This is a genomic window from Nautilia sp., from assembly GCF_053994455.1.
This window is the reverse complement of record NZ_JBMYAU010000093.1, coordinates 15041-31928: the sequence shown is the minus strand read 5'-3', so window position 1 is coordinate 31928 and position 16888 is coordinate 15041. Positions and strand designations below refer to the sequence as shown.

Here is a 16888-nt window from a genome sequence, read left to right as displayed (position 1 = left end):
TCATTCTTTTTCAAAATCCCATATGTAAGGATAATTCGTAATTATATTTATTGTATAATAAAAAAAATCATAAAGGTTTATAATGTGCGAGAGAAATCAGAGCGGAAAAACATACACATTAAAAGAAATAGCAAAATATTTGGATTTACAATGTGATAAAGATATTGAAATTACGGGAATCAATACGCTTCAGGATGCAAGTGAGAGGGAAATTAGCTTTTTAGAAAATCCTAAATATGAAAAGTATCTTACGGATACGAAGGCGGCGGCCGTTTTAATTAGAAAAGAAGACGCCGACAAACTGCCCGATGGGGTGATACCGCTTATAACGGACGAACCTTATTTAAAACTGGCTTATTTAACAGAGCTTTTTGCGAAAGAGCCGTGGGAAGATGGCGGATATCAGATTGCGTTCAGTGCCGATGTGGATCCTTCCGTTAGGATAGGAAAAGGTGCGAGAATAGGTAAAAATACCGTAATAATGCCCGGATGTGTAATAGGCCCCGATGTTGAAATAGGCGAGGGGTGTGTAATATATCCTAATGTAACCGTTTACAGAGATACTAAAATCAAAAACAGGGTTAAAATACATGCGGGGACGGTTATAGGAAGCGACGGTTTCGGATATGCTCACACCAAAGACGGAAAACATATCAAAATTTATCATCTTGGATATGTGGAAATAGAGGATGATGTGGAAATAGGAGCCAATACGGCCGTTGACAGGGGAGTGTTCGGAAAAACCGTAATTAAAAAAGGAGCCGTAATAGATAATCTTGTACAGATAGCCCACAACTGCGAGGTAGGAGAGTATTCCATTTTGACGGGTCAGGTTGGGCTCGCCGGAAGTACTAAATTAGGACACCACGTAATAATGGGCGGTCAGAGCGCGACGGCCGGACATCTCGAAATTGCGCCGATGACGACGATAGCCGCGAGGGGAGGGGTGAGCAAAAGTATCAAGAAACCCGGTGTATACGGAGGGTTTCCTATTATGCCGCATAAACAGTGGCTGAAACTCCAGGGGCTTTTAAGCAGACTTCTTAAAAAATCTTGACATAAATCAATCTTTTTTTCTCCTCTTTCGATACAATTAATCAAAATAAACATAAAGGCCGGTAATGAAAGTATATTTAGATAACAATTCCACAACGCCTATGGATGAAAAAGTAAGGGATATTTATTGTAAAAGTACCGATTTGTTCGGTAACGTAAACGTTATTTATCAGCTCGGTATAGACGCAAGACGCGCAATGAACGAGGCTTATGACATTTTATACCCGGGAATCGGCGCCGCGGATGAAGACGATATTATCATTACTTCTTCTACAAGCGAAGGAAACAATACCGTAATTAAAACGTTTATAGACGCTTTTTTAAAAGGCAGCGGTAAAAAACATATTATTACCACGGTAAGTGAGCACTCTTCAATAAAAGCGCCGTGCGCTTATGCAAAAACGTTAGGAATGGAAGTTACATATCTTTACACCGATGAAAACGGAAGGATTGATCCTAACGAACTTGAAAGCGCCATAAGGGAAGATACGGCTTTGATAAGCGTTTTGTTCGCAAGCAACGAAAGCGGTGCGATTCAGCCTATTAAGGAGATAAGCGAAATAGCGAGAAAACACGGTATCCCTTTTCACTGCGACGGGGCACAGGCGGTCGGAAAGGTGAAAGTGGATGTAAGGGATCTCGGAGTTGATTATTTTACGTTCGGAGCGCATAAATTTCACGGACCGAAAGGTGTGGGCGCCCTTTATGTAAGAGAAGGCGCCCCTTATGTGAACCTGATACACGGCGGTAACCAGATGGGCGGCAAAAGAGGCGGAAGCGTGTATTTAAACGGAATGATTGCAATGGCCGAGGCTGTAAAACTTGCCAACGAACATCTTGAGGAAATGCATACGAGGGTCGCAAAATTAAGAGACAAACTTGAAGAGGCGATACTTAGTATCCCGGATACGAAAAGCTATGTGGACAAAAAATACAGACTTCCTAATACGGTGGTTGCGTCATTCAGGGGAATCGAAGGCGAATCGATGCTTTGGGATCTTAACGTAAACGGCATATACGCTGCAACGGGCAGCAGCTGCAGCAGCGAAAGGCTTGAGGGCAGCGAGGTTCTTGAAGCGCTCGGTGAAGATCCGGAAATAGCCCATACCGGAATTATATTTTCATTAAGCCGTTTTACAACGGAAGAGGAAATAGACTATGTTATAGAAAAACTGCCGGGAATTGTTAAACGATTAAGAGACATATCCATGACATACGCGAAAGTGGCGCCTAAATAAATTGAGGTAGAATTGAGAATTAAGAATTATTCAATAATAACCAAAATATATTAATATATTAATACATTAATGTACAAATTAACTAAGGAGATAAAATGGGAAGAAACGACCTGATAACGGGAAACGTATGGGAGCAGTATTCGAACAAGGTAATTGAAAGAATGAATAATCCGAAATATTTAGGGGAATTTACCGAAGAAGACGCAAAACAAAAAGGGCTTAAACTTGTGGTCGCCGATTTCGGAAGCGAGGCGTGCGGGGATGCCGTAAGGCTGTACTGGCTTGTGGATCCGAAAACCGATAAAATCGTCGATGCGAGGTTCAAAAGTTTCGGGTGCGGAACGGCGATAGCGTCTTCGGATATGATGACCGAACTTACCATCGGAAAAACGGTGGATGAGGCTATGAAAATCACAAACCTCGATGTTGAAAAGGCGTTGAGGGATGAACCCAACACCCCTGCGTTTCCGCCGCAGAAAATGCACTGCAGCGTAATGGCTTATGACGTAATTATAGAAGCTGCGGCTAAATACAAAGGTGAAGACGCTGAAAAACTGAGAGACAGTGAAATCGTGTGCGAATGTGCGAGGGTTACGAGAAAAGAAATAGAGGATATTATAAGAGAGCATAACGTAAAAACGGTTGAAGAACTTCAAAAATACACGGATGCCGGAAAATACTGCAAAAGCTGCGTGGCACCCGGCGGGCATGAGGAAAAACCCGTTTACCTTGTGGATATAATTAAAGAGGTTCAGGAGCAGATGAAAAAAGAAAACCTCAAAAATGCCAGTCAAACTGAAGATTTTGAAAAAATGAGCCTGATTAAAAAAATTAAAGCCATTGAAGAGTTTTTGGATACCAAAATCAAGCCTATGCTTGCAATGGACGGAGGTAGCTTGGAACTTCTCGATATAAGAGAAGAAGACGGTATTACGAAAGTATATATCAGATATATGGGTGCTTGTGCGACCTGTGCAAGCGGGGGAGTCACACTTCTTGCCATAGAAGACGAAATGAGAAAACACTTTAAAACGGACAAAATCAAGATAGAACAGATTTGATTCACCTTTCTCTTTCTTTTAATTTTCAAAATTTAAAACATATGATAAAACGGTACTGGTTAAATAAAGTGAAACAATTGCAAATTTAAACGGAGAAAAAGCGTTAAAAAAAGTATACTTAACCTACGGGCGTATGAAGTGCAAGTTTGCACATTTTCATTGCTGTGCGAGCCTAAAAACTACAAGCAGTTGTTGTTATTTTTAACAGCTCTCCCGTTTGCACTTTTTAGCTTTTTCTAAGTGTTAAATAATTTGCACTCTTGTTGAGCGTATTTAGTTAGTACCGATAAAACCGTTATTTGTAAAAAGTTCTCAAAAGGTGTATAATAATTAAAAGTAACTCAATATAGGTGGTAATTATGAATATAAAGGAACTTTTAAGCAAAAAATTGTTAAATGACGAAATAGTCAAAGATTCGTTTAGCAGAAACGATATAGAACGTATTGCGGAAATAGTGGAAGAGTTTTTAACAACGGAAACGGTTGACGAAAAAGTATGTTACGATTTTTATAAAAGGATGAAATTACCTTATTCTGTAGTTTACAGGTCGTTCGGTCTTATAAAATCCGAAATCAGGGATGAAAAATTAAATAAAAAACTTGACAAACTTTTAAACATCACCGCTAAGGTTTATATAAAAAAGGAAATTTCCTCTTTAAAAACGCTGCTGCTGGAAAAACGAAAACACGATTTTATGCTTTTTAAAGCACATGAAGAGTGGATTGACAATATAATTTCGTCCGTAAAAAACGACGATTTAAAGACATATCCTCTTATAGAGGCGAAAAACTGCAAATTTTCAAAATACCTTTCGTATCTTGAATCTTTAATGATATGTCTTGACGTGAATTTATGCATTTACATTCACGATTTGCATAATTTGATACACACGCTTGCCAATTCCTTTTATATTTTTTATAAAAAGGGCTATTATGCGGAATCATATTTTGTTTTCAGGGATTTAAAAGAGCAGGTTCTGAAATTTTACAATACTTTAAACGAACTTTATATAGCAACGTTTTCGAACGTGGAAAAGAGTTTTTTCGAACTTATAGAAATACTCGTAAAAAGCAAAACCCTTTATGTCGCGGTGATAGATTTGAAAAGTCTTAAAGTAATGAACAGCCTCATAAACGAAAACACCGTAACGGATGCCAAACTTATACTTTACCATAAACTGCACAATGTTTATAAGGATAAAAAAAATTATCTTATTATTCAGGGTTCGAGTAACGATTTTTATTTTATAGGAATCGATATAGATTTCGGTATGTTTGAAAAAGAGGTTGAAAACCTCTATTCAATGATTAGGGAAACGATTGAAATCAACGATGAAAAAATAAATTTCGATGCCGTAATACTGGGAATAAAACTTGACAAATACTCACAGATACAGATAAAAGATCTGATAAATTATTTCAGGTTTTTAAAAAAGGCGGCAAAAAAAGAACATAAAAACATAATACTCAACAATAAGGAAAACCATCTTGAAGAGTGGATAAAAAATCAGATAAACATTAAATTTATAAAGAAAAAAATTCAAAAAAAAGAAATAGACATAATGTTTCAGCCTATTTTTAAAGCCGATAACAATGAAATTTTCTCCCTCGAAGTTTTAGGAAGGATAAACGACGGAGGCAAGCTTATTCCCGCTGGTATGTTTATAGACCATATATATGCGATGGATAAAATAGCCGAATTCGATATGATTGTACTAGATAAAATTCTGGAAAAAGAACATTTAATCAAACAGATTACGGAAAGAATTTTTTTAAACATTTCATTTGAAGCGTTAAAAAACGATGATTATATAAAAAAGCTGAATTCCATTATTCAAAAAATAGAAGTCGATATCGTTTTGGAACTGACGGAGCAGAGATTTGTTGAAAACCTGGAACTGATAGAGAATATAAACAAAAACACGAACAGCTATTTTGCGGTGGATGATTTCGGAAGCGGATATTCTTCTATTCTTCTGGTTATAAATCTTTTAAGAAAAAATATGATAAGGGTTTTGAAAATAGACGGGACGCTTGTTAAAGGTATAAAAAACGACGAATACCTAAGAAAAGCGGTTAAAATTATAGTTGGTTTCAGAAAAGAATTTAACCTTCATCTTGTGGCCGAATTCGTAGAAGACAAAGAAACTCTCGAATTTTTAAAAAACGCCGGTGTGGATCTGCTTCAGGGGTATTATCTTTCCATGCCCAAAACAATTGAAGAACTTTTGGTAGAAAAAGAGGAGAGGATAAGGGAAATTGTCAATTGAGTTTCGTATAAGTGTGCCTCAAAAACGCGTGGTCGCTTTCCGGATAATCGAGTCTGAAGTGCGCCCCTCTGCTCTCTTCCCTGTCAAGCGCGGCTTTTGCGATGGCCGTGGCGATGTCTATTCCGTTTATAAGTTCGATTTTTTCCTGAATTGACGAATCTTTGTCGCTTTCGAGATTGTTTTTTATATCGTTTAATGTTTCGATTGCTTTTTTAAGCTGATATCCGTTTCTAATTATTCCGACTTTGTTAAAGAGCAGATCTCCGAGTCTGTGTTTAAGTTCTTTAGCGTCTATTCTGGTGGTGTTAAGTCTGTTTAGCAGCTCTTTGTCTTTTTCTATCTGTTCTTTCGGAAGATCTGCAAACGTCCGCTGCCTGTGGGAATATTTTACCGCCTGATAACCGGCTATTTTACCGAACACCGCACCTTCGCTTAAGGAGTTTCCTCCGAGTCTGTTTGCCCCGTTCACGCCGTTGTTTCCGGCTTCTCCGGCGTAAAAAAGTCCTTCTATATTGGTGAAACAGTATGTGTCCGTTTTAATTCCTCCCATCGTATAGTGTGCAAGAGGGGTGATTGGGATGGGTTCTTTTGCTATGTCTATGCCTTTTAGTGATTTTACCCTTTTTTTAAGGTTTACAAGTTTTGTGTTTATAATTTCTTCCGGTATATCCGTTAGATCAAGATACACTTTTTTGCCTCTTTGAAGCTGTTTTACAATCGCACGCGTTACGAAATCCCTTGTGTTCAGTTCGTCTACGAATTCCTTTCCGTCGCTGTTTATTAGTTTTCCCCCTTCTCCCCTTGCGGCTTCGCTTATTAAATAGTTGCTTCCTTCAAGTCCCGTAGGGTGAAACTGTATAAACTCCATATCCATCCCCTCGAGTCCGGCTCTTAACCCCATTGCCACGCCGTCGCCCGTAGCGTCGTTTACGTTTGTGGTGTAACTTTTGTAAAGTCCGGCGTATCCCCCGGTGGCCACAATTACGGCTTTTGCCTGAATTACCGTTAATTCATTTGTTTTTTCATCCAAAAACGTGACACCGGCAATTTTTCCGTTATTAACAAGCAGGTTTATTGCAAGATGGTTTTTGATTACGTCGATACCGAGATCTTTGAGAGCTTTGTTTAACGCTTTCATAATTGCGGGTCCCGTTGCGTCCGCAGCGTAAACCGTTCTTTTGAATTTTGTCCCGCCGAAGGGTCTTTGCGCGAGTTTTCCGTTCGGAAGAGTGTTAAAAGGTACTTTAAAACGCCTGTGAAGCTCCCTGACAACCTGGGGGGCCTGTTCACAGAAAATCCTCACCGCTTCCTCGTCGGCTATTCCGACCCCGCCTTTTAGCGTGTCCTGAATGTGGTGTTCGATAGAATCTCCGTCTTCCATATTGTTTAAAGCGGCGTTAATTCCGCCTTTTGCCATAAACGAGTTGTTTGCCATCGGAGATTTTTTCGTAACTATCGCAATATTGCTGCCGAGTTCTTTTGCTTCGATTGCAGCCATCATTCCGGCAATACCGCTTCCTATTACCAAAATATCATATTTCATTAACGTCCTTTTTGATATAATTGTACCAAAAAAGAGGTATGCTTATGAGATGGTTGTTTTTGGTGCTTGCAGCGGTGCTGCTGAGCGGTTATGAAGTTAAGGTGAAAAACGTAAACGGCAATACGGTTAATTTGGACGGATACGTCAAAAAAGGCGTAAGCGGCGTGGTAATGTGCCCGTATGAGGGGAAAGAAATAATTTGTGCAAGGGCTGTAAGCCTCGGTAATTCGGCGAAGCTGTATGTTTATGACGATTTGAAAAACAATGCTTTCGCCCTGCCTCTCGTACATGTTAAAAAAGGCGACAGGATAATTTTTGAAAAAGACTACGACAGAGTTTTGATAATTGCCCCTAATCAGGAGACATATTTAAAAACAAGGGAAAAATACAAAAACTTTACGGTTGTAAATCCTGACGTTTTCGCCGTTTTTTTAAAAGAAGTTCCGACAAAAAAGGATTTTGTCAATTTTGCCAAAAAACTTAACATAGGCAGAATTGTTTTTGTTCTTGACAAAATTTACGAAACGGATGCTTTTAGTTTTTACGCTGTAAAAAAATACGGCCGAAACGGGGTAAAATACAAGGGTGTATTCTTTACAACTTATCCTAAATTGGGTATAAATGGCAAAAATATGATCAAATATTACAAAAGTCTTATAAAGGAATAAAATGATTGATTCAAAACATATAGAGGCTTTAAAAAAAATTGTCGGTGAAGAAGACGTGAAAATTGACAAACCGCACCTGAGGGCGTATTCTTATGACGCCACAAAAGAGCATTTCGAACCCGATGCGGTGGTGTTTCCCGCCGATGAAAGGGAGGTTAGCGAAGTTTTAAAATACTGCAACGACAATAAAATATCAATCGTTCCGAGGGGTGCCGGAAGCGGTTTTACCGGAGGGGCTCTGCCTGTAAACGGGGGGATAGTTTTAGCGCTTGAAAAGTATATGAATAAAATTTTGGAAATTGACGAAAAAGATATGGTCGCCGTGGTACAGCCTGGTGTTATTAATGCGGATCTTCAAAAGGCCGTTGAGGAAAAAGGCCTTTTTTACCCGCCTGATCCGGCAAGTATGGACTATTCCACGATAGGCGGTAATGTCAGTGAAAACGCAGGCGGGATGAGAGCGGCTAAATACGGGCTTACGAAAGATTATGTAATGAGTTTAAAAGCTGTATTGCCAAACGGTGACATTATAAGAGCCGGAAAAAGAACGATTAAAGACGTGGCGGGCTATAACGTGGCCGGAATACTGATTGCGAGCGAAGGGACGCTTGCGGTAATTACTGAAATCACTATGAAACTTCTTCCTAAGCCTAAGCTTAAAAAGACATATATGGGAATTTTTGAAAACGTAGAACAGGCGATGAATGCAGTTTATAAGTCGCTTGCAGGCGGGGCTATGCCCGTCGCTATGGAATTTATGGACGCCCTTGTCGTTAAAGCCCTAAGGGAGAAACTCGGGGTGGATTTGCCTGATTGGGCCGGGGCGCTGCTTGTGGGGGATGTTGACGGAAACGTGGAAGAAGAGATTGATTACCAGCTTTCGATACTTGAGAAAAGTTTTAAAGAAGAGGGTGCGAAAGAGTTCAGAATTGCTAAAAACGAGGAAGAGGCAAATGAAATTTGGTATGCAAGAAGAAACGCATCGCCTTCCATTACAATGTACGGCAGTAAGAAAATCAACGAAGACATATCCGTTCCGAGAAGCAAACTTCCGGAGGCTTTAAAAGGTATTTACGCAATAGCCGAAAAATATGATGTGCTGGCACCTTGTTTCGGACATTCGGGGGACGGAAACATTCACGTAAACGTAATGGTTGACGGAAACAACGAAGACGAGGTGAAAAGAGGCTATCGGGCTGTTGAGGAAATTTTCAAATTTGTTATAGAACTCGGCGGAACACTCAGCGGCGAACACGGTATAGGTTTAAGCAAAGCCCCTTTTATGAAACTTGCTTTCAGCGAAGCGGAGCTGAATCTTTTTAGAAAAATAAAACACGCCTTTGATCCGAACGGAATACTGAACCCCGGAAAAATGGGGCTTTAAAAATACAAAATGGAGAATTGAAAATTGAGAATATGCACGTTTAACGTAAATTCGATAAGAAGCAGGCTTGAAATTGTTCAAAATCTGATTGCCCAGTACGGCATTGACATATTGTGTATGCAGGAAATCAAGGTTGAGGAGGAAAAATTTCCCAAAATAGATGACGGATTCGAATGCATAGTTCACGGACAGAAAAAATTAAACGGTGTGGCCGTCTGCTCGAGACTTCCTATTGAAAAATATCAAAAGGGCTTTGAAGGCGAGCTTGAAGAAGCAAGGTTTATATATTCGTTAATCGATGATATTCACATTATAAACGTATATGTTCCTTTAGGAGACAATTACGGGGAGAGATTTGAATATAAGATGTATTTTTACAACAAACTTTTTGAATTTCTTAAAAAATTCGATTTAAAAAAAGACAAAGTCATACTTTGCGGGGATATGAACGTAGCTTACAGCGACCTTGACGTATGGGATCCGGAAATCTGGGAGGGTGAAGTTACGTTTTTGCCGGAGGAAAAAGCTATGATCAACAGGCTTTTGAATATGGGGTTTGTTGATGTTATAAGAAAATTCTACGGTGATGAAAAAGTTTATACTTTTTACGATTATAGGGGTGCTAAGGTTTATAAAAACGAAGGAATGAGGCTCGATTATATTTTTCTCTCTTCCGCTCTGGCCGGGAATGTCAAGGATTTAAAAATTCTCACTTCCTTAAGGAGAAAAAGAAAACCCACGCCTTCTGATCACGTACCCGTTGTTTTGGAACTGTAAGGCCGGTTTATGCTTAACGAAATAGCGAATTTTCTGGTTAATTTTTGTAATTCCATAGGTTATGCGGGAGTTTATTTTTATATGCTTTTAGTCGGTACTTTTATTCCCGTACCGAGTGAACTTGTTTTGCTTCCGGCGGGATATCTCGCCGCAAAAGGGGAAAAAGATCTGCTTTTTTTATGGCTTTGCGGTGCGGCCGGCTCTTTAAGCGGTGCTTTAATTAACTATTTTCTGGCGAAATACCTGGCCGGAAAGCTGTTAAAAGACAAGCCGGTTTTACATAAGGTAAACGTTTTTTGGAACAAGCACGGAAAAATTTCCGCGTTTTTAGCCCCCCTTACCCCTGGATTGGGACAGTATATTTCCATACCTGCGGGAATGTCTCATATGCCTCTTAGATGGTTCGTACCGCTGACTTTCAGTGCCAATTTGATATGGGTGGGTTTTATGATAATGATTGGGTATCTCTTCGGTGCGGGGGAGCACGCACACAAAGAAACCGTATACGGAAGCCTTTTTTTACTCGGGGGAGTTATAATTATCGCTTCCGTTTATGTGTTTTTGGATTTGAGAAAAACCAAACTTAACCGCTGAGGGAGACTCTGTCTTTTCCTGCTTTTTTGGAGGTGTAAACGGCCGAATCCACTTTTTCGATAAATTCGAACATCCCTTCTCCCCTGTATGTTCCTACACCTATGCTTACTGTTACGGGCTTTGAGTTTATTATTATTTTTTCTTTTACTATTTTTCTTATTCTTTCTGCAATTTTATACGCTTTTTCAAGTTCCGTTTCCGGCAGTATGACGACTATCTCCTCGCCCCCGTATCTGAAGGCCAGGTCGGTTTTTCTGAGCTGGGATTTTATCTGTTTGGCGATGGCGGTTAAAACTTCGTCGCCTTTTTGATGTCCGAAAGTATCATTGATTTTTTTAAAATTATCGACATCTAAGAATATAATCGAAAACGTTCTTTTGTATCTGTCGTAAAGTTCGACGAAATAGTGGAAATTGTCTATAAAAAACCTTCGGTTGTATAACTTTGTAAGGGGGTCGGTTATTTTTTCTTTTTCAAGGCCGTGTTTAATCAGAAAGTATACGATTAGTATTATTACAAGAATCAAAAGTGTAATCACAATGGTGATAAACGATATTTTTTTCATAATTTCGTTATTCCGGTACTCATAGTTTTTTTGTAAAAGGGAGGAAAGTTTGTTTATGCTGCGCCAGTTTTTTTCGCTGTAAATTAAAACTTCGTTTTTGTCTTTTGAGTTTTTGATTTTCTTCCAGCTGTTAAGGATGCTTTTATAGTAAAAAACATAATGCTTCGTGCCGTTTTTTTCTAATTTTTTAAGCATAAGTTCGTGTACGATGTTTATATCGTTGTCTATCGAGTTTTTTAAATATTCCGTTTCTTTGTCAATAAATTTCAGTTTTGTATATTTCTGAACAGCCGCTTTTATCTGGTTTATTTTGTATAGCAGACAGGTTTCGTTGTATAATACCGATTTGTTTATCAGAAGATAAACGTTGAACACCATTATACCCAGTATGGCAAGGAGCAATACGAGTATATGGTTTGAAACCCCCACCTTTTTCCGTTTTGTTAATAACATATCATACCTTGAAGTCTACCACTTTCCTTTCTTTTATATAAGGTTTTACGTAAGAAATTACTTTAAGATGTTCCGGATGCTGTGCATAAATTTTTAAATCGTTTAAACTTTTTACTTCCGTAATGACGCAGAAATCGGAAGAATCCGGATCAAACCTTATGTCTATTCCAACTTCTATTTTAACGATTTCGTCAATCAGGTTTTTTAAATTTTCTATTTTTTCCTTAAACTCCTGCAAGGGCGCGTTTTTTTCCGTTTTGAAAAGAACCACATGCCTTATCATTTAAGACCTTTTACGAATTCTTCTATTCTTTTTATCCCTTTTTCGATTGTTTCCATATCTGTTGCAAAAGAAAATCTGAAGTATCCTTCGCTTCCGAAGCCTATACCCGGCACTACGGCCACGCCTTTGTCTTCTAAAAGCGTCATGGCAAAAGCCATTGATTCCTCCATTATGTTTTTATGGTTTACGTATATATAAAATGCGCCCTGAGGTTTTGCCGCGCTTAAGCCTTCTATGTCGTTAAAGGCTTTGTATACATAGTCCCTTCTTTTTTTAAATTCCTTCCTCATCATTTCCACATCCGCGTCGGCTTTTCCGAGAAGTGCCGGAATGGCGGCTTTCTGGGTGATTGAGTTAATGTTGGAAGTCATTTGGGACTGCAGTTTTATCATAGCTTTTACAAGTTCTTTGTTTTTACTTGCGAGGTAACCGAATCTCCATCCGGTCATTGCGTGAGATTTGCTCAGGCCGTTGACGGTTATCGTCCTTTGAAGCATATCGTCGCTTACGCTTGCCGCTGCCGTAAATTCGCCTTCGTAAATCAGTTTTTCGTACATTTCGTCACTTACGACCCAAATATCCGTATTTTTTAAAACCTCTGCAAGCGCTGTTAGTTCTTCTTTTGAATAAACCGCCCCTGTCGGATTGCTCGGACTTGTCAAAATGAGCATTTTCGTTTTGGAAGTTATTGCCTGTTTGAGCATTTCCGGTGTGATTTTAAAATATGTCTTCTCGGTTGTTTCAATGCTTACGGGAACACCGCCGTGGTATTTCACAAGCTCCGGATAGGTTACCCAGTAAGGCGCCGGAATAATAACTTCGTCGCCGTCTTCTATCAGACAAGCCATAATGTTGAACAGCGACTGTTTCGCTCCGTTGCTGACGATTATTTCGTCCGTGGAGTATTCAAGGTTGTTGTCCCTTTTGAGTTTGATTTTCACCGCTTCCAAAAGTTCCGGAATTCCGGCTACGGATGTATATTTCGTAAATCCTTCGTTTATGGCTTTTACGGCTTCTTTTTTTATTATTTCGGGTGTGTCGAAATCGGGTTCCCCGGCACTGAACGCCAGAATGTCCCTTCCCGCACTTTTAAGTTCTCTCGCTTTTTGAGATATCGCTATTGTCAGCGAGGGGGAGAGTTTTTCAATTCTTTTGCTTAACATTTCTTACCCTTATATTTTTATCATAATTATATAATATTTTTTCGATTTTGCCGATTTATTATATGAAGGTTAAAAAAAGGATATATATGAAAACACTGTTTAACACAATTGAGGAATTAAAAAAAGAGATTAAAAACGAAGAACTTCTTAAAAAGCTCGATTTTTTAGAAGATGCGTTCAGAAAACTGCGGACTAAAACGGGGCTTAAAGGTCTGGTAAGAAGAAAAAAACTCAGAAAGGTTTTAAGAGACGTTGAATACGAAGAAGAACTTATAAGGCTGCAGATTGAACTTATAAAGCTTCAAAACTGGGTGTTTGAAAACAAAAAAAGGGTTATGATTATATACGAGGGCAGGGACGCCGCAGGAAAGGGCGGAGCGATTAAACGTTTTACGGAGCATCTCAATCCGAGAAAATATCGGGTCGTGGCGCTTCCGAAACCTACGGAAGTTGAAAGCGGACAGTTTTATTTTCAAAGATATTTCAAACATCTGCCGGATCCCGGGGAGATTGTTTTTTTTGACAGAAGCTGGTACAACAGGGCGATAGTGGAGCCGGTTTTCGGATTCTGTACGCCCGAGCAGTATGAAAAATTTATGATGGAGGTTCCGGAAATCGAACACGCGCTTATAGACGACGGTATAATAATGATTAAATTCTGGTTCAGCATTTCAAAGGAAACACAGAAAAAAAGATTTGAAGAGAGAATGAAAAACCCTCTTAAGCAGTGGAAACTTTCACCGGTTGATAAGAAAGCGCAGGAAATGTGGGATGAAATAACCCATTATAAAGAGGAGATGTTCAGCCGTACTCACACGAGCTATTCGCCATGGATAATAGTCAATTCCAACGATAAAAAAACGGCGAGGCTCGAAAGTATCAGGTACGTTCTGTCTCAAATACCTTATGAGGGTAAAAAAGAGGCGAAAGTTTCACTACATCCGGATCCGGATGTGGTACAGAGATATCACAGAAAAAATCTTCAGCTCGATTAACGGTTTTTGAGGGCTTCGAGATAGTCTCTGTATTTTTTTTCTATCTCCTCGTCTTTTTCGATGATATTTTTGTCGCTGTTTATGACGGCTTCTTCAAGTATTCTTATTCTGTCCATCAGATATTCGAAAAGTTCTTTTTCAATATCGGGCAGTTTGTCGTGTCCGAGCGGGGAGTAGTCTTTTCTTTTTATCACCTTGCCCGGAATGCCGACTACGGTGGAATATGGCGGTACATCTTTTACGACGACGGAATTCGCACCTATTTTGCTTCCTTTGCCTATTGTGATGTTTCCGAGTATTTTGGCACCAGCTCCTATTGTTACGTCGTCTTCTATAGTGGGGTGCCTTTTTCCGGGATTGAGGCTGACCCCTCCTAAGGTGACACCCTGATAAATTGTTACGTTGTTTCCTATGACTGTCGTTTCACCGATAACTACGCCTATGCCGTGGTCGATAAATACGTTTTCGCCTATCGTAGCACCGGGATGTATGTCCATATTCGTAAAAAACTGGTTTAGCGCCATTATAAATCGCGCAAACCTTTTAAAACCCTTTTTATATACGGTGTTTGCGATTCGGTAACTGACAAGCGCCCATATTCCGGGGTAGGCGTAAAAAAGTTCCGCTTTGTCTTTAAAAGCCGGGTCCCTGTCTTTTACCGCGGCAAAATCCTTTTTAATAAGTTTCCATATACTCACCGATAACCTTTTTTATCCGAAAATGTATTTCGTCTTCTTTGTTGGATGCGTTTAACAGCAGATAGGGAATTTCAAGTCTGTTGCACACTTCAATCATATTGTCCTGAATTCTTAGAAGATATTCCACACCTCTTTTTTCTATGTTGTCGTGTGTTTTTTGGGAAAGTCTGAATTTGAGGGTGTTTTCGTCAAGTTTTAAAATTATCACCAATTCGGGGAAAATGCCGTCCGTGGCGAATTTGTTCAGGTTTACGAGCATATTGAAATCGAAAAACTCCATGGCGTACGCTATGCCGCTTATGACGCTTCTGTCCGTTATTATGTTTTTGCCGATATTGGGTTTGACGATTTTTTCAACAGTTTCCGCCCTGTCCGCGAGAAACATAAAAAGTTCCGCTTTTTTAGATATTTCGTCGTTGAAAATAATTTCTCTCACTTTTTTTCCGAAAGGTGTGAATCCCGGCTCTTTTATAAACAGAACGTTTTTAACCTCTTTTTTTAAAAGTTCTATCTGGGTCGATTTACCGGCGGTGTCGATGCCTTCGATTGCAATGTACATTATAAATCCTTAATAATTTCTTTTGGTACCAAGTGTGAAACGTTGCCGCTGTATTTCAAAATGCTTCTTACCACGCTTGAGGAGATAAAGGCGTTTTCAAGATTAGGCATTAAATAAATCGTGTCTATTTCACTGTCTAAACTTTTATTCGCATACCCCATCTGAAGTTCGTATTCGAAATCGCTTACCGCCCTGAGCCCCCTTATTATGATTTTGCACTCTTTTTCTTTTGCAAAATCTACAAGCAGGGAGTTAAAACTTTCCACTTCTATTTTATGCAGGTCAGCCGTTGCTTTTTTCATAAATTCCACCCGTTTTTCAAGGGAAAACATTGTTTTTTTGTCTTTGTTGTCGGCAACGGCCACGATTATTTTATCGAACATTTTGCATGCCCTTTTAATAATGTCGAGATGACCGTTTGTAACGGGATCGAACGTTCCCGGGTATATAGCTTTTGTATACATTTATTTCCACCTTTTAAAAAGATTATTTTCAATTCCCGCCAAATCGAACCATTTTCCGATTAAAAACATTTCAATATCTTCTATACTTTCTGGTTTGTTGTAATAGCCGAATACCGGAGGTGCTATTATAACATTTTGCAGACGGGAGAGTTTTAGCATATGTTCGAGATGGATTTCGCTAAAAGGCATTTCCCGCGGCGCTATGATAAGCTTTTTTTTCTCTTTGATTGCCACCTGCGCGCTTCTTGTAATCAGATTGTCCGCAATGCCGAGGGCTGTTTTCGCAAGCGTGTTCATACTGCACGGCACCATAAAAGTGATGTCTATACCGAAACTCCCGCTTGCCGGAGGGGCGGCGATATCGCTGTTTAAGAATATGTTTTCTTCCCTTTCGAACACGGTTTTCGCGTGTTCGCTTACGATTAGGTATCTTTCGTAATTCGGCGGGATTAAATTGTAAAGTTTAAGACCGAGGGCGACCCCGCTCGCCCCGCTTATACATACGAGTGTTTTTTTCATTTTACTACCACTTCTTTCGTTTTGTTTGCAATTCCCGTGTATGTTTTGGCGTTTATTTTAACTTTTACGGTTTCGTTCGCGTTTGCGTCGTTTAACGCTTCCCCTTTTGAAAAGATCTCGATGTTTTTGTTTTCAAAAACGACGTTTACGGTTTCGCCTTTTAGTATTAACGGTCTTATTTTGGTGTTCGATTCATTGATGACCGAATTTTTAGAAATGATTTTCGATGCGATAAGGTTCTCAGGTATTTTATCAAGCGGTTTTGAGTAAAAGGTTCTGAAATTTATCAGTTTAAGCGTCACATTCGGTTTGATGGGTTCGTTGACTCGGATTATTTTCCGGGCCGTAAAAACCTTTATTTTGGCTTTAATCGTATAAAAATAGTATTTTCCGTCTATTATCAGGGTGGAGGAGGGCAGTTTGTAATTTGCAAGTTTAAAACTTATATGTTTGTATTTTTCGGGAAACGGCCTGTTTGAGGTTATTTTTTCGATTTTTATTGCAGGATAGTGTTTTTTGTAAAAGTTTATTATTTCTTTTTTGACGGAAGCAAAAAGAAAAAGAGGAATGAAAAAAACAATGATTCTCAATTCTCCAT

General features: G+C 39.2%; 18 protein-coding genes. 9 read left to right on the top strand and 9 right to left on the bottom strand.

From position 1 onward, the window contains the following. The first annotated feature begins 82 nt into the window (after window positions 1–82). The 4 genes from lpxD to ACXJIE_RS06940 all read left to right on the top strand — a co-directional run bounded on the left by lpxD (window position 83) and on the right by ACXJIE_RS06940 (window position 5625). Entirely contained in the window at window positions 83–1057 is a 975-nt protein-coding gene (gene lpxD / locus ACXJIE_RS06955; RefSeq protein WP_456480243.1) for a UDP-3-O-(3-hydroxymyristoyl)glucosamine N-acyltransferase, read from the top strand. Between the two features lie 64 nt (window positions 1058–1121). Next, complete coding sequence (locus tag ACXJIE_RS06950) at window positions 1122–2294, top strand: cysteine desulfurase family protein (RefSeq protein ID WP_456480242.1); 1173 nt, start codon at window positions 1122–1124, stop codon at window positions 2292–2294. A 95-nt stretch (window positions 2295–2389) separates the two neighbouring features. Beyond that, window positions 2390–3355, top strand: coding sequence for an iron-sulfur cluster assembly scaffold protein (locus tag ACXJIE_RS06945; RefSeq protein WP_456480241.1), 966 nt, complete (start codon window positions 2390–2392; stop codon window positions 3353–3355). 359 nt (window positions 3356–3714) lie between these two features. After that, a complete protein-coding gene (locus ACXJIE_RS06940; RefSeq protein ID WP_456480240.1) occupies window positions 3715–5625 on the top strand; it encodes an EAL domain-containing protein in 1911 nt (636 codons plus the stop codon). Here the strand turns inward: ACXJIE_RS06940 and ACXJIE_RS06935 are convergent. Further along, window positions 5618–7168: an L-aspartate oxidase gene (locus ACXJIE_RS06935; protein ID WP_456480239.1), complete on the bottom strand. Its 1551-nt coding sequence runs from the start codon at window positions 7166–7168 to the stop codon at window positions 5618–5620. The genes ACXJIE_RS06940 and ACXJIE_RS06935 overlap by 8 nt on opposite strands. A 44-nt stretch (window positions 7169–7212) precedes the next feature. On the opposite strand from ACXJIE_RS06935, the gene ACXJIE_RS06930 reads away from it, so the two are divergent. The 4 genes from ACXJIE_RS06930 to ACXJIE_RS06915 are packed head-to-tail and all read left to right on the top strand — an operon-like array spanning window position 7213 to window position 10591. Continuing rightward, window positions 7213–7836 carry a plasminogen-binding N-terminal domain-containing protein gene (locus ACXJIE_RS06930; protein WP_456480238.1) on the top strand — a complete coding sequence of 208 codons (624 nt, stop codon included), beginning with the start codon at window positions 7213–7215 and terminating at the stop codon, window positions 7834–7836. Between the two features lies 1 nt (window position 7837). Next, window positions 7838–9220 carry an FAD-binding oxidoreductase gene (locus tag ACXJIE_RS06925; protein ID WP_456480237.1) on the top strand — a complete coding sequence of 461 codons (1383 nt, stop codon included), beginning with the start codon at window positions 7838–7840 and terminating at the stop codon, window positions 9218–9220. 24 nt (window positions 9221–9244) lie between these two features. Further along, complete coding sequence (gene xth / locus ACXJIE_RS06920; RefSeq protein WP_456480236.1) at window positions 9245–9997, top strand: exodeoxyribonuclease III; 753 nt, start codon at window positions 9245–9247, stop codon at window positions 9995–9997. Window positions 9998–10006: 9 nt separating this feature from the next. Beyond that, window positions 10007–10591 (top strand): DedA family protein, encoded by a 585-nt coding sequence (locus tag ACXJIE_RS06915; RefSeq protein WP_456480235.1) that lies wholly within the window; start codon window positions 10007–10009, stop codon window positions 10589–10591. On the opposite strand, the gene ACXJIE_RS06910 is transcribed toward ACXJIE_RS06915, so the two are convergent. From ACXJIE_RS06910 to ACXJIE_RS06900, 3 genes are read right to left on the bottom strand one after another with little or no spacing between them, the layout of a single operon-like run. Further along, window positions 10581–11609, bottom strand: coding sequence for a GGDEF domain-containing protein (locus ACXJIE_RS06910; RefSeq protein ID WP_456480234.1), 1029 nt, complete (start codon window positions 11607–11609; stop codon window positions 10581–10583). The two genes, ACXJIE_RS06915 and ACXJIE_RS06910, sit on opposite strands and share 11 nt — an antisense overlap. Window position 11610: 1 nt before the next feature. Further along, window positions 11611–11892 (bottom strand): Dabb family protein, encoded by a 282-nt coding sequence (locus ACXJIE_RS06905; protein ID WP_456480233.1) that lies wholly within the window; start codon window positions 11890–11892, stop codon window positions 11611–11613. Then, window positions 11889–13055 (bottom strand): pyridoxal phosphate-dependent aminotransferase, encoded by a 1167-nt coding sequence (locus ACXJIE_RS06900; RefSeq protein ID WP_456480232.1) that lies wholly within the window; start codon window positions 13053–13055, stop codon window positions 11889–11891. The genes ACXJIE_RS06905 and ACXJIE_RS06900 overlap by 4 nt, the downstream gene beginning before the upstream one ends. A gap of 86 nt (window positions 13056–13141) precedes the next feature. On the opposite strand from ACXJIE_RS06900, the gene ppk2 reads away from it, so the two are divergent. Continuing rightward, window positions 13142–14050: a polyphosphate kinase 2 gene (gene ppk2 / locus ACXJIE_RS06895; RefSeq protein ID WP_456480231.1), complete on the top strand. Its 909-nt coding sequence runs from the start codon at window positions 13142–13144 to the stop codon at window positions 14048–14050. On the opposite strand, the gene cysE is transcribed toward ppk2, so the two are convergent. From cysE to flgA, 5 genes are read right to left on the bottom strand one after another with little or no spacing between them, the layout of a single operon-like run. Continuing rightward, complete coding sequence (gene cysE, locus ACXJIE_RS06890) at window positions 14047–14748, bottom strand: serine O-acetyltransferase (RefSeq protein WP_456480230.1); 702 nt, start codon at window positions 14746–14748, stop codon at window positions 14047–14049. The two genes, ppk2 and cysE, sit on opposite strands and share 4 nt — an antisense overlap. Next, on the bottom strand, window positions 14726–15307 hold the full coding sequence (tmk, locus tag ACXJIE_RS06885) for a dTMP kinase (protein ID WP_456480229.1): 582 nt from the start codon (window positions 15305–15307) through the stop codon (window positions 14726–14728). Before tmk ends, cysE begins: the two co-directional genes overlap by 23 nt. Continuing rightward, window positions 15307–15771: a pantetheine-phosphate adenylyltransferase gene (gene coaD, locus ACXJIE_RS06880; RefSeq protein WP_456480228.1), complete on the bottom strand. Its 465-nt coding sequence runs from the start codon at window positions 15769–15771 to the stop codon at window positions 15307–15309. Before coaD ends, tmk begins: the two co-directional genes overlap by 1 nt. After that, complete coding sequence (locus ACXJIE_RS06875; RefSeq protein ID WP_456480227.1) at window positions 15772–16290, bottom strand: UbiX family flavin prenyltransferase; 519 nt, start codon at window positions 16288–16290, stop codon at window positions 15772–15774. It abuts the gene before it with no gap. Further along, on the bottom strand, window positions 16287–16880 hold the full coding sequence (gene flgA / locus ACXJIE_RS06870; RefSeq protein ID WP_456480226.1) for a flagellar basal body P-ring formation chaperone FlgA: 594 nt from the start codon (window positions 16878–16880) through the stop codon (window positions 16287–16289). The genes ACXJIE_RS06875 and flgA overlap by 4 nt, the downstream gene beginning before the upstream one ends. Window positions 16881–16888: the final 8 nt, after the last annotated feature.

Coding starts and splice junctions, on each gene's coding strand:
- lpxD (WP_456480243.1), top strand. CDS start 83: ATGTGCGAGAGAAATCAGAGCGGAAAAACATACACATTAAAAGAAATA.
- ACXJIE_RS06950 (WP_456480242.1), top strand. CDS start 1,122: ATGAAAGTATATTTAGATAACAATTCCACAACGCCTATGGATGAAAAA.
- ACXJIE_RS06945 (WP_456480241.1), top strand. CDS start 2,390: ATGGGAAGAAACGACCTGATAACGGGAAACGTATGGGAGCAGTATTCG.
- ACXJIE_RS06940 (WP_456480240.1), top strand. CDS start 3,715: ATGAATATAAAGGAACTTTTAAGCAAAAAATTGTTAAATGACGAAATA.
- ACXJIE_RS06935 (WP_456480239.1), bottom strand. CDS start 7,168: ATGAAATATGATATTTTGGTAATAGGAAGCGGTATTGCCGGAATGATG.
- ACXJIE_RS06930 (WP_456480238.1), top strand. CDS start 7,213: ATGAGATGGTTGTTTTTGGTGCTTGCAGCGGTGCTGCTGAGCGGTTAT.
- ACXJIE_RS06925 (WP_456480237.1), top strand. CDS start 7,838: ATGATTGATTCAAAACATATAGAGGCTTTAAAAAAAATTGTCGGTGAA.
- ACXJIE_RS06915 (WP_456480235.1), top strand. CDS start 10,007: ATGCTTAACGAAATAGCGAATTTTCTGGTTAATTTTTGTAATTCCATA.
- ACXJIE_RS06910 (WP_456480234.1), bottom strand. CDS start 11,609: ATGTTATTAACAAAACGGAAAAAGGTGGGGGTTTCAAACCATATACTC.
- ACXJIE_RS06905 (WP_456480233.1), bottom strand. CDS start 11,892: ATGATAAGGCATGTGGTTCTTTTCAAAACGGAAAAAAACGCGCCCTTG.
- ACXJIE_RS06900 (WP_456480232.1), bottom strand. CDS start 13,055: ATGTTAAGCAAAAGAATTGAAAAACTCTCCCCCTCGCTGACAATAGCG.
- ppk2 (WP_456480231.1), top strand. CDS start 13,142: ATGAAAACACTGTTTAACACAATTGAGGAATTAAAAAAAGAGATTAAA.
- tmk (WP_456480229.1), bottom strand. CDS start 15,307: ATGTACATTGCAATCGAAGGCATCGACACCGCCGGTAAATCGACCCAG.
- coaD (WP_456480228.1), bottom strand. CDS start 15,771: ATGTATACAAAAGCTATATACCCGGGAACGTTCGATCCCGTTACAAAC.
- ACXJIE_RS06875 (WP_456480227.1), bottom strand. CDS start 16,290: ATGAAAAAAACACTCGTATGTATAAGCGGGGCGAGCGGGGTCGCCCTC.